The organism is Bradyrhizobium sp. (genome assembly GCF_049691595.1).
Classification (GTDB): domain Bacteria; phylum Pseudomonadota; class Alphaproteobacteria; order Rhizobiales; family Xanthobacteraceae; genus Bradyrhizobium.
The window spans coordinates 1-10,242 of the sequence record NZ_JBAVNZ010000037.1 but is presented as its reverse complement, the minus strand read 5'-3'; the positions used below and the strand labels follow the sequence as shown (position 1 = coordinate 10,242).

Below are 10,242 nucleotides of genomic sequence, written 5' to 3'. Positions count from 1 at the left end.
CGCCGGCGGCGGCCGCGGCAAAACCGCCCGCCGCGGCGGCGGCGAAGCCGGAAGCCGCCGCTGCCAAGGCTGCGGCGTCATCCAGGGAACAAAACAAGGAACAAAACAAGGAACCAACCAGGGAACCGAAGCCGGCGGCCAGGAAGGCCGCCGATGGCGACGTCGCGGAAGCCGACAAGGTCGCCAACCAGTCGATCCGGGTCAATGTGGACACGCTGGAACATCTGATGACCATGGTCTCCGAGCTGGTCCTGACCCGCAACCAGCTTCTGGAAATCTCCCGCCGCAACGAGGACACCGAGTTCAAGGTGCCGCTGCAGCGGCTCTCCAACGTCACCGCCGAGCTGCAGGAAGGCGTCATGAAGACGCGGATGCAGCCGATCGGCAATGCCTGGCAGAAGCTGCCGCGGATCGTGCGCGACCTTTCCGGCGAACTCGGCAAGCAGATCGAGCTGGAGATGCACGGCGCCGACACCGAGCTCGACCGCCAGGTGCTCGACCTGATCAAGGACCCGCTCACCCATATGGTGCGCAACTCCGCCGACCATGGCCTGGAGACGCCGGCCGAGCGGGCGGCCTGCGGCAAGCCAGAGCAGGGCACCATCCGCCTGTCGGCCTATCACGAGGGCGGCCACATCATCATCTGCATCGCCGACAACGGCCGGGGCCTCAACACCGAGAAGATCAAGGCCAAGGCGGTCGGAAGCGGTCTCGTCACCGAGGCCGAGCTTGAGAAGATGACGGAAGCCCAGATCCACAAGTTCATCTTTGCGCCGGGGTTCTCGACCGCGGCCGCCGTCACCTCGGTCTCCGGCCGCGGCGTCGGCATGGACGTGGTGCGCACCAATATCGACCAGATCGGCGGCACCATCGACATCAAGTCGGTGGCCGGCGAGGGCTCCTCGGTCACCATCAAGATCCCGCTGACCCTGGCCATCGTCTCGGCCCTGATCGTGGAAGCCGGCGGCGACCGGTTTGCGATCCCGCAATTGTCGGTGGTCGAGCTGGTGCGGGCGCGGGCCAATTCCGAGCACCGCATCGAGCGCATCAAGGACACCGCGGTGTTGCGGCTGCGCAACAAGCTGCTGCCGCTGATGCACCTGAAAAAACTGCTCCGGATCGACGACGGCTCCTCCTCCGATCCCGAGAACGGCTTTATCGTGGTCACCCAGGTCGGCAGCCAGACCTTTGGCATCGTGGTCGACGGCGTGTTCCACACCGAGGAGATCGTGGTCAAGCCGATGTCGACCAAACTGCGTCACATCGACATGTTCTCCGGCAACACCATTCTGGGCGACGGCGCCGTGATCATGATCATCGACCCCAACGGCATCGCCAAGGCGCTGGGCGCCGCGGGCGTGGCCTCCCATGAGATCTCAGACGAGAACGCCGCCTCCCACGCCGGAAGTGGCGAGCAGCTGACCTCGCTGTTGGTGTTCCGCGCCGGCACCAGTCAGCCCAAGGCGGTGCCGCTCGGCCTCGTCACCCGCCTGGAGGAGATCGCCGTCGACAAGATCGAGCTCTCCAACGGCCGCTACATGGTGCAGTACCGCGAGCAGCTGATGCCGCTGGTGCAGATGGCCGGGGTCAGCGTCCAGAGCTCCGGCGCGCAGCCGATCCTGGTGTTCGCCGATGACGGCCGCTCGATGGGGCTGGTGGTCGACGAGATCATCGACATCGTCGAGGAGCGGCTGCATATCGAGGTGGCCGGCCAGGAGTCCGGCATTCTCGGTTCCGCCGTGATCAAGGGCCAGGCCACCGAGGTGATCGACGTCGGCCACTTCCTGCCGATGGCGTTCGCCGACTGGTTCTCCCGCAGGGAAATGAAGCCCTCGGCGCTGTCGCAATCGGTGCTGCTGGTCGATGACAGCGCCTTCTTCCGCAACATGCTGGCGCCGGTGCTCAAGGCCGCCGGCTACCGGGTGCGGGTCGCCGCCGGCGCCCAGGAGGGCCTCACTGCGCTGCGCTCCGGCCAGGCCTTCGACGTGGTGCTGACCGACATCGAAATGCCCGACATGAACGGCTTCGAGTTCGCCGAGAGCATCCGCGCCGACCAGCATCTCAACGGGCTTCCGATCATCGGGCTGTCCTCGCTGGTGTCGCCGGCGGCGATCGAGCGCGGCCGGCAGGCCGGCTTCCACGATTACGTCGCCAAGTTCGACCGTCCCGGCCTGATCGCGGCGCTGAAGGAACAGACCGCCGAGACCCGGCAGGCTGATACCCGGCAGGCGGCATAAGGAAATGACCACCATGACCAGCAAGACCGAGACCATCGATGGCAGCGTCACCGAATACGTCACCGCGGTGATCGGCGGGCAATTGTTCGGGCTGCCGATCTCGCGGGTGCAGGACGTGTTCATGCCGGAACGGCTGACCCGGGTGCCGCTGGCCTCCAGCGAGATCGCCGGCGTGCTCAATCTGCGCGGCCGCATCGTCACCATCGTCGACATGCGCGCCCGGCTCGGGCTGCCCAAAAACGCCGACGGCAAGCCGCCAATGGCGGTCGGCGTCGACCTGCGCGGCGAATCCTACGGGCTTCTGATCGACCAGATCGGCGAGGTCCTCAAGCTCGCCGACAACGGCTGCGAGGAAAACCCCGTCAACCTCGATCCCCGAATGGCCAAGCTCGCCGGCGGCGTCCACAGACTCGACGGCCAGCTCATGGTCGTCCTCGATGTCGATCGCGTCCTCGAAATCGCGCCCGAGCTGAAGGCGGCATAAAATGGCACGGCGCCAGCGTCGCTGGATTGCAAACGGAAACATCCTTTTCGGGATGGGTCGGAATTAGAGGCTGAAAATGAAAACTTGTCTGGTCGTCGATGACTCGAGCGTCATTCGAAAGGTCGCACGCCGTATCCTGGAAGGCCTCGATTTCCAGATCATCGAAGCCGAGGACGGCGCGAAGGCGCTCGAGGTCTGCCGGCGCGGCCTGCCCGAGGCGGTGCTGCTCGACTGGAACATGCCGGTCATGGACGGCTACGAATTCCTCGGCAATCTGCGTCGCATGCCCGGCGGCGATGCGCCCAAGGTGGTGTTCTGCACCACCGAGAACGACGTCGCACACATCGCGCGCGCGCTGCATGCCGGCGCCAACGAATACATCATGAAGCCGTTCGACAAGGACATCGTCGCCGCGAAGTTCGCGGAAGTCGGCCTGATCTGATCTTCGCGCGCAATCCGGCGGCTGAACGGCCCTCGGCGTTAGTCCTGTAATCGTTCCGTCGGACCGTTGGTGAAGTGATGAGTATTGCGTTGAAAGGTTCCCCGGCCCCGACCTCGACACGGCAAGCGCCGCTGCGGGTGATGGTGGTCGACGATTCCGTCGTGATCCGCGGAATGATCGCGCGCTGGATCGCAGCCGAGCCGGACATGGAGGTCGCAGCCTCCTTGCGCACCGGCCTCGATGCCGTCAATCAGCTTGAGCGCATCGATCCCGATGTCGCCGTGCTCGATATCGAAATGCCGGAGCTCGACGGCATCTCCGCGCTGCCGCGACTGCTGGCGAAAAAGCGCAACCTCATCATCATCATGGCTTCGACGCTGACCCGCCGCAACGCGGAGATCAGCTTCAAGGCGCTGTCACTCGGTGCATCCGACTACATTCCAAAGCCCGAGAGCACCCGCGAAGCGGCCGCGGCCGAAACCTTCCGCCGCGATCTGATCGAGAAGATCCGCCACCTCGGCGCCAAGGTTCGCCGCGCCGCCGCGCCTGCGCCGGTGAACTCGCCTTTGGCGCCGACTGTCGGCAAACCGCATGAGGCCGCGGCCCGCGCGCCGTTGCCGCAGGCCGCGCAACCGCCGCTGACACTCCGGGCGCTCGGCATGCAGGCGCCGCGTGTGCTGCTGATCGGGTCGTCGACCGGCGGCCCGCAAGCCCTGATGACATTGGTCACCGGGCTCGGGCCGGTGATCGACCGCTTTCCCGTGCTGATCACGCAGCATATGCCGCCGACTTTCACGACGATTCTCGCCGAGCATCTGGCGCGTTCGAGCCGCCGCCCGGCCCACGAGGCCGTCGACGGCGAAATCGTCAAGGCCGGCCGGATCTATCTCGCGCCAGGCGGCTGCCACATGCGTGTCGTGCGCCAGGGCGCGGAAGCCGCCATCGCGCTCGACGACGGACCGCCGGTGAACTTCTGCAAGCCCGCGGTCGATCCGCTGTTCACCTCGGCGATCGACGTCTGGCAGGGCAGCATCATGTCGGTGATCCTCACCGGCATGGGTTCGGACGGCATGCGCGGCGGCAAGGACATCGTCGCCGCCGGCGGAAGCGTGATTGCCCAGGACGAAGCCACCAGCGTGGTATGGGGCATGCCGGGCGCGGCCGCGAACGCCGGCATTTGCGCCGCCGTGCTGCCGCTCAACCAGATCGCGCCGAAACTGGTCCGCTTGTTTGCGGGAGACCGTTCTATCGCCTGAATGCGGTTCCGGCAGCGCGCGCGGGTGTCGTGACGACGATGCCGAGCGCGATGCAGGCGGTCGCATCGGCGCGTTGATCCATCGTTTCTGGGCGAAAGCCTGCCCCGCACCTGGATAGCGGGTGGTACCGGTTCGCGTGAAGAAAACGCGTCAAAACAGATCGTCTACAGGATGGCGTGCGGCAGGAACCGCGACGTGTTTCCCGTGATCGGGTTCTCGTCCTCGCGGATCGACAGGCCGCACGGCGTGTGATCGACCAGCCAGCTTCCCAGCACCGGATATTGACCGGCAAAATTCGGCAGCGGCGCCAACGCCTGCCGAATGAAACCTTCGGCGCCGTACGGGCCATCCTGCTCGACCAGCGTGATGCCCGCGCTGACCAGCGCGACGTTGGCGCCTTCGCGTGAATACAGCGGCTTGCGCACAAAGGAGGCGCCGAGCCTTGCGGCATTGGGATCGTCCTCGAAATAGGCCGGCAGCAAATTGGGATGATCCGGAAACATCTGCCACAACAGGGGAAGAATGCCCTTGTTGGAAAGGACAGCCTTCCAGGGCGGCTCGATCCAGCGCGTTGGCGCCGTCGCCAGCCGCGCGCCGAACGCATCGTGAAACATCCATTCCCAGGGATAGAGCTTGAACGCGAGTTCGATCGCGCGACCGTCGAGGTCGACGAAGGCGCCGTCGTCACGCAGTCCGATGTCTTCGATATCGATCAGCGTGGTTGCAAGGCCGGCCTGCGACGCGGTGTCCTCGAGATAGGCCAGCGTGCCGGCATCCTCGGTATTTTCCGTCATCCCGGCGAGATGAAGGTGACGGCCGGCGCCGAGCTTTTGCCAGGCGTCGATCAGGCGCTCGTGGATCGAATTGAACTGGTCCGATCGTCTCGGGATCATGTTGCGCTCGATCGCCTGTTCGAGCCAGGTCCACTGGAACACCGCCGCCTCGAAAATCGAGGTCGGCGTATCCGCGTTGTATTCGAGCAGCTTTGCCGGACCGTGACCGTCGAAGCTGAGGTCGAGCCTGCCATAGAGGCTGGCATCGTCGCGGTGCCAGCTCTCCGAGATCAGTGGCCAGAACGCTTCCGGTATCTTCAATCGGCGCAGCGTGTCTTCATCGTCGACGGCGTGACCGACAAGTTCGAGGCACATCGCGTCGATCTCGCCGGTGGGCAGTTCGATCCGGCGTTCAATCTCTTCCAGCGTGAACGCGTAGTAAGCGCGCTCGTCCCAATAGCGCTCACCCTCGATGGTGTGAAAATCGAATCCGGCGCTCTCGGCGGTCGCGCGCCAGTCGCAGCGCTCAGGGCAGACGATGCGCTGCATCGACAGCGCTAGCCGCCGCCATGCGCATGATGGCCATGGCCATGCCCGGGGAATCGGATCGGCGCGCCGCCGAAGCCGCCATAGGTCGGGCGGCAGTAGGGCTTTCCGTCCGGGCCGGGCACTATCGTGTTTCCGGGACCGCAGTCCCGTCGCGGCGCAACGCCCATCGAGACGGCGCCGATCGCCGCGCTTCCCATCAATGTCAGCACGACCCGGCGCGAGCGTTTCATGGTTGCCGTCCCGCTTTTCTGGCTGTCTGAAGCTCAACTGTCCATCACCTCGAGGCGCCGAGGCAAGCAAAAGTGCGCGGTTCACGGCAACGTGCGCGCCGTGGCTGCATCGTTTTAGCCGCCGCCGGAAAAATGCGACGTGAACGCATGCGCAAACGCGCCGAAGCCGCCGCGGGCGACCCCGCCCGAGCCGGAACCGGAGGAGGTTGCCGACGCCGCATGGGTGCTGGCCGACGCGCAGCGGCTGCGAGTCACCGTGCTCCTCGCTCCATGCCAACCAGCAGGCCGTTCCGCCAAATCGAACGGAGCAATAACCGCATCGCCGGCAACGGCTATGACGCGGGGCCGGGCTGGAACGCGTGCACCGGATTGGGCGTGCCGAAAGGCGCCGACATCATCGCCGCGCTTGCCGCGGTGCCGCTGGCGTAGCGTATCCCCCAAACAAAAACCCCGCCATTCGCGGCGGGGCCAGTCGGGAGGAGCGAGCCGGATGCCCCCGGCTCACGGTAGAACTGGTCGATCAGGCGGGAATGCGGTCTTCGTGCTCGTGCGGCTCACGCAGCACGTAGCCGCGGCCCCACACGGTCTCGATGAAATTGCGGCCTTCGGAGGCGTTGGCGAGCTTCTTGCGCAGCTTGCAGATGAAGACGTCGATGATCTTCAGTTCCGGCTCGTCCATGCCGCCATAGAGATGGTTGAGGAACATTTCCTTGGTCAGCGTGGTGCCCTTGCGGAGCGAGAGCAGCTCCAGCATCTGGTATTCCTTGCCGGTCAGGTGCACGCGCTGGCCGCCGACCTCGACGGTCTTGGTGTCGAGATTGACCACGAGATCGCCGGTCTGGATCACCGACTGGGCGTGGCCCTTGGAACGGCGCACGATCGCATGGATGCGGGCGACCAGTTCGTCCTTGTGGAAAGGCTTGGTCATGTAGTCGTCGGCGCCGACGCCGAGGCCCTTGACCTTGTCCTCGATGCCGGCGAGACCGGAAAGGATCAGGATCGGCGTCTTGATCTTCGACACCCGCAGCTGCTTGAGCACGTCGTAGCCGGACATGTCGGGCAGGTTGAGGTCGAGGAGGATGATGTCATAGTCGTAGAGCTTACCGAGATCGACGCCTTCTTCCCCGAGGTCCGTGGTATAGACGTTGAAACTCTCGGATTTCAGCATCAGTTCGATCGACTGCGCGACGGCGCTGTCATCTTCAATCAGCAAAACGCGCATGACAGTCCCCTATAGTCCGCCGCTCCGGGCGTCAGGTCGGCCGCACTTGCGGCACTCAAAACGCCTTTGAACAACTGATTCGGATCCTGACGACACATGGTTAACAAAATCTGATTCCCGTTCGCAAGCTCTAACCGTGCAATTTTTATCGAATCGCGCTAAGATATTGCGATAAACCAGCTTTTCTTATCCGTGCGTGCTCAAGCTCCACATTAAGAGGCGGAACTAACCGACTCCCCTGACTCGCCCTTCTTCTGATGGACGAGCGCTCTCAGTCACCAAAGACAGTGACGTAATGATTAACGATGCGGGTAAACACGAAGTTAAGCCCGGGCGCCAAAAGCGTGGAAACTTAAGGTTTTCGCAATGAAGGCGCTCGCGGAACAGATCGGCGATATCGACGGCGTCAATATTTATGGCCGCGTGGTCGGCGTACGCGGGCTGATGGTCGAGATCGCAGGCCCGGTCCATGCGATGTCGGTCGGCGCCCGCATCGTGATCGACACCGGCGGCAACCGTTTCATTCCCGCCGAGGTCATCGGCTTTTCCGGCAGCAACGCCGTGGTGATGCCGTTCGCGGGCCTTGAGGGCGTCAGGCGCGGCTGCCGGGCGGTGATCGCCAATGCCGCGAGCCAGGTGCGGCCTTCGCCGTCCTGGCTCGGCCGGGTTCTCAACGCGATGGGGGAACCGATCGACGGCAAGGGGCCGCTGACGCAGGGTCCGTCGCCGATGCCCTATCGCAATTCCCCGCCGCCGGCGCATGCGCGACAACGGGTCGGTGCGCCGCTCGATCTCGGCGTGCGCGCGCTGAATACGTTTCTGACCTGCTGCCGCGGCCAGCGGCTCGGCATTTTCGCCGGTTCCGGCGTCGGCAAGTCGGTGCTGCTGTCGATGCTGGCGCGCAACGTCGACGCCGACATCACGGTCATCGGCCTGGTCGGCGAACGCGGCCGCGAGGTGCTGGAATTCCTGCAGGACGATCTCGGCGAGGAGGGGCTTTCGCGCTCGGTGGTGGTGGTGGCGACTTCCGACGAGCCGGCGCTGATGCGGCGGCAAGCCGCCTACCTGACGCTCGCCATCGCCGAATATTTCCGCGACGAAGACAAGGACGTGCTGTGCCTGATGGATTCGGTGACGCGCTTTGCAATGGCCCAGCGCGAGATCGGGCTGTCGGCCGGCGAGCCGCCTACCGCCAAGGGCTACACGCCAACCGTGTTCACCGAATTGCCAAAACTGCTGGAGCGGGCGGGGCCGGGGACCGGCGTGGGCACCATCACCGGCATCTTCACGGTGCTGGTGGATGGCGATGACCATAACGAGCCGATTGCCGACGCGGTGCGCGGCATTCTCGACGGCCACGTCGTGATGCAACGCTCGATTGCCGAGCGCGGGCGGTATCCCGCCATCAACATCCTCAAATCGGTCTCCCGCACCATGCCGAAATCGGCCGATCCGGCCTATTTGCCCGTTCTCACCAAGGCGCGCCAGGTGATGGCGACCTATGCCGACATGGAGGAGCTGATCCGGCTCGGCGCCTATCGGGCAGGTTCCAGCCCGGAGGTCGATGAGGCGATCCGGCTGCATGAGCCGCTGGAGGGCTTTTTGCGCCAGGCCAGGGACGAGACCGCCAGCCTGGGTGAGGGGTACCGCCAACTAGCGCAGATCCTGACATCCTTGGAAACGGAACGCTAACTTTGTCAGGCCATCATCCGCCGCATACCGTTAACGATGCCGGCGGTGCCCCTTGGCGGAGCCGGCTCTGTCCCGCGTTCGGATTGGGACTTCTGGGGAGTATGAGTCGATGAAGTCACGTGAAACGCTGATCCGCCTGAAGAAATTTCAGGTCGACGAAAAGCGCCGCCGGGTTACCCAAATCGAGGGCATGATCGCCGATTTCCAGCGCATGTCGGTTGACCTCGAGCGCGAAATCCAGACCGAGCAGGAGCGGGCGGGTATCAACGATCCCTCGCATTTCGCCTACCCGACCTACGCCAAGGCGGCGATCCAGCGCCGGGAAAACCTGACCCGGTCCGCCGACGAGCTCCGCGTCCAGCTTGAAGATGCCAGGAGCCTGCTCAGCGAAGCCTTCGAGGAACTCAAGAAGGTCGAGCTGCTGGACGAGCGCGACCAGGCCCGCGAGCGCGCCGAAGAGAGCGCGCGGGAACAGGCCGATATGGACTCGATCGGATTGATGCGTGCCCGGCTCGGCGCGATCGCCTGACAAGATCCTGTTGCTCCGCAAATAAGACCCGGGCTGCAAGGCCCGGGTTTTTCCTTGGTCGTGTCCACGGATCGGCCACTTGGTGGACCCGATCGGCGCAAGGTATGGTACCACTGCGCCGGACTGCTCCCGGTTTACGAAGCGATGGGGGACCGTTTTTGGGGACGCCGAATGCTGACGCCAGCTGAGCTGGTCTGGCTCATCGCCGCGGTTGCGAAGGGGGATGAGGCCGCTTTCGAGCGCCTTTACGCTGCCACGCGCGCGAAACTCTTTGGCGTGGTGCTCCGTATCTTGCGGCGACAGGACCTCGCTGAGGAAGTCATCCAGGAGTCCTATATCAAGATCTGGAGCAGCGCCGGACAATTCAATCCCGGCCTGTCGTCGCCGATCACGTGGATGGCGTCGATCGCCCGCAACCGTGCCATCGATGTGGTGCGCAAGCGCCGCGAGACCTCGATCGAGGAGGAGCCGTCGGCGATGGAAGTAGCCGCCGACTCGCCGGATCCGCTGGCGCGCCGGGAGATGACCGAAGAGCTGAGGCGGCTGCTGGAATGCGTCGGCCGTCTGGAGCCGGATCGGCAGAAGCTCGTATTGCTGGCCTACTACAACGGCTGGAGCCGCGAGCAGCTGGCCGCGAAATTTCAGACGCCGGTGAATACGGTGAAGACGTGGCTGCGCCGCAGCATGATGGAGATCCGCGAGTGTCTCGGACTCTAGGAGTCGTGAATTTGGGAGTCCGTGGTTTTCAGGAGTTCTTGGATTTTGGGAGTTCTTGGACTTTAGATGGCCTATAGCGACGACCATATCGCGCTCGCCGCGGAGTATGCC

Annotated in this window: 12 protein-coding genes; 8 read left to right on the top strand and 4 right to left on the bottom strand. The window is 64.5% G+C overall.

Features of this window, described 5'->3' with window-relative positions; all coding sequences use genetic code 11:
• From WCE35_RS01620 to WCE35_RS01605, 4 genes are all read left to right on the top strand, one after another.
• The coding region (locus tag WCE35_RS01620; protein ID WP_424591596.1) for a hybrid sensor histidine kinase/response regulator at positions 1 to 2,237 on the top strand (2,237 nt) is incomplete at its 5' end.
• A 13-nt stretch (positions 2,238 to 2,250) separates the two neighbouring features.
• The gene (locus tag WCE35_RS01615; protein ID WP_424591595.1) at positions 2,251 to 2,721 is read left to right on the top strand and encodes a chemotaxis protein CheW; all 471 of its coding nucleotides are present in this window, start codon (positions 2,251 to 2,253) and stop codon (positions 2,719 to 2,721) included.
• Positions 2,722 to 2,797: 76 nt separating this feature from the next.
• Complete coding sequence (locus tag WCE35_RS01610) at positions 2,798 to 3,163, top strand: response regulator (RefSeq protein ID WP_424591594.1); 366 nt, start codon at positions 2,798 to 2,800, stop codon at positions 3,161 to 3,163.
• A gap of 77 nt (positions 3,164 to 3,240) precedes the next feature.
• Entirely contained in the window at positions 3,241 to 4,419 is a 1,179-nt protein-coding gene (locus WCE35_RS01605) for a protein-glutamate methylesterase/protein-glutamine glutaminase (RefSeq protein WP_424591593.1), read from the top strand.
• Positions 4,420 to 4,583: 164 nt separating this feature from the next.
• Here WCE35_RS01605 and WCE35_RS01600 read toward each other — a convergent pair whose 3' ends face one another.
• The 3 genes from WCE35_RS01600 to WCE35_RS01590 form a co-directional block, all read right to left on the bottom strand.
• The gene (locus WCE35_RS01600) at positions 4,584 to 5,741 is read right to left on the bottom strand and encodes a glutathionylspermidine synthase family protein (protein ID WP_424591592.1); all 1,158 of its coding nucleotides are present in this window, start codon (positions 5,739 to 5,741) and stop codon (positions 4,584 to 4,586) included.
• A gap of 8 nt (positions 5,742 to 5,749) precedes the next feature.
• On the bottom strand, positions 5,750 to 5,971 hold the full coding sequence (locus tag WCE35_RS01595; protein WP_424591591.1) for a hypothetical protein: 222 nt from the start codon (positions 5,969 to 5,971) through the stop codon (positions 5,750 to 5,752).
• A 114-nt stretch (positions 5,972 to 6,085) separates the two neighbouring features.
• A complete protein-coding gene (locus WCE35_RS01590; RefSeq protein ID WP_424591590.1) occupies positions 6,086 to 6,226 on the bottom strand; it encodes a hypothetical protein in 141 nt (46 codons plus the stop codon).
• 15 nt (positions 6,227 to 6,241) lie between these two features.
• Here WCE35_RS01590 and WCE35_RS01585 point away from each other — a divergent pair, with 15 nt between their 5' ends.
• Positions 6,242 to 6,400 (top strand): hypothetical protein, encoded by a 159-nt coding sequence (locus tag WCE35_RS01585; RefSeq protein ID WP_424591589.1) that lies wholly within the window; start codon positions 6,242 to 6,244, stop codon positions 6,398 to 6,400.
• Between the two features lie 91 nt (positions 6,401 to 6,491).
• Here the strand turns inward: WCE35_RS01585 and ctrA are convergent, their stop codons facing one another.
• Positions 6,492 to 7,193 carry a response regulator transcription factor CtrA gene (gene ctrA, locus WCE35_RS01580; protein ID WP_424591588.1) on the bottom strand — a complete coding sequence of 234 codons (702 nt, stop codon included), beginning with the start codon at positions 7,191 to 7,193 and terminating at the stop codon, positions 6,492 to 6,494.
• A 366-nt stretch (positions 7,194 to 7,559) separates the two neighbouring features.
• On the opposite strand from ctrA, the gene fliI reads away from it, so the two are divergent.
• The 3 genes from fliI to WCE35_RS01565 all read left to right on the top strand — a co-directional run bounded on the left by fliI (position 7,560) and on the right by WCE35_RS01565 (position 10,131).
• Complete coding sequence (gene fliI / locus WCE35_RS01575) at positions 7,560 to 8,885, top strand: flagellar protein export ATPase FliI (protein WP_424591587.1); 1,326 nt, start codon at positions 7,560 to 7,562, stop codon at positions 8,883 to 8,885.
• 109 nt (positions 8,886 to 8,994) lie between these two features.
• The gene (gene fliJ / locus WCE35_RS01570) at positions 8,995 to 9,414 is read left to right on the top strand and encodes a flagellar export protein FliJ (protein WP_424591586.1); all 420 of its coding nucleotides are present in this window, start codon (positions 8,995 to 8,997) and stop codon (positions 9,412 to 9,414) included.
• A gap of 171 nt (positions 9,415 to 9,585) precedes the next feature.
• Positions 9,586 to 10,131 carry a sigma-70 family RNA polymerase sigma factor gene (locus WCE35_RS01565; RefSeq protein ID WP_424591585.1) on the top strand — a complete coding sequence of 182 codons (546 nt, stop codon included), beginning with the start codon at positions 9,586 to 9,588 and terminating at the stop codon, positions 10,129 to 10,131.
• Positions 10,132 to 10,242 lie beyond the last annotated feature (111 nt).

Excerpts from the sequence above, each read along its gene's own strand:
- WCE35_RS01615 (WP_424591595.1), top strand. The coding sequence starts at position 2,251 with ATGACCAGCAAGACCGAGACCATCGATGGCAGCGTCACCGAATACGTC.
- WCE35_RS01610 (WP_424591594.1), top strand. The coding sequence starts at position 2,798 with ATGAAAACTTGTCTGGTCGTCGATGACTCGAGCGTCATTCGAAAGGTC.
- WCE35_RS01605 (WP_424591593.1), top strand. The coding sequence starts at position 3,241 with ATGAGTATTGCGTTGAAAGGTTCCCCGGCCCCGACCTCGACACGGCAA.
- WCE35_RS01600 (WP_424591592.1), bottom strand. The coding sequence starts at position 5,741 with ATGCAGCGCATCGTCTGCCCTGAGCGCTGCGACTGGCGCGCGACCGCC.
- WCE35_RS01595 (WP_424591591.1), bottom strand. The coding sequence starts at position 5,971 with ATGAAACGCTCGCGCCGGGTCGTGCTGACATTGATGGGAAGCGCGGCG.
- WCE35_RS01585 (WP_424591589.1), top strand. The coding sequence starts at position 6,242 with ATGCCAACCAGCAGGCCGTTCCGCCAAATCGAACGGAGCAATAACCGC.
- ctrA (WP_424591588.1), bottom strand. The coding sequence starts at position 7,193 with ATGCGCGTTTTGCTGATTGAAGATGACAGCGCCGTCGCGCAGTCGATC.
- fliI (WP_424591587.1), top strand. The coding sequence starts at position 7,560 with ATGAAGGCGCTCGCGGAACAGATCGGCGATATCGACGGCGTCAATATT.
- fliJ (WP_424591586.1), top strand. The coding sequence starts at position 8,995 with ATGAAGTCACGTGAAACGCTGATCCGCCTGAAGAAATTTCAGGTCGAC.
- WCE35_RS01565 (WP_424591585.1), top strand. The coding sequence starts at position 9,586 with ATGCTGACGCCAGCTGAGCTGGTCTGGCTCATCGCCGCGGTTGCGAAG.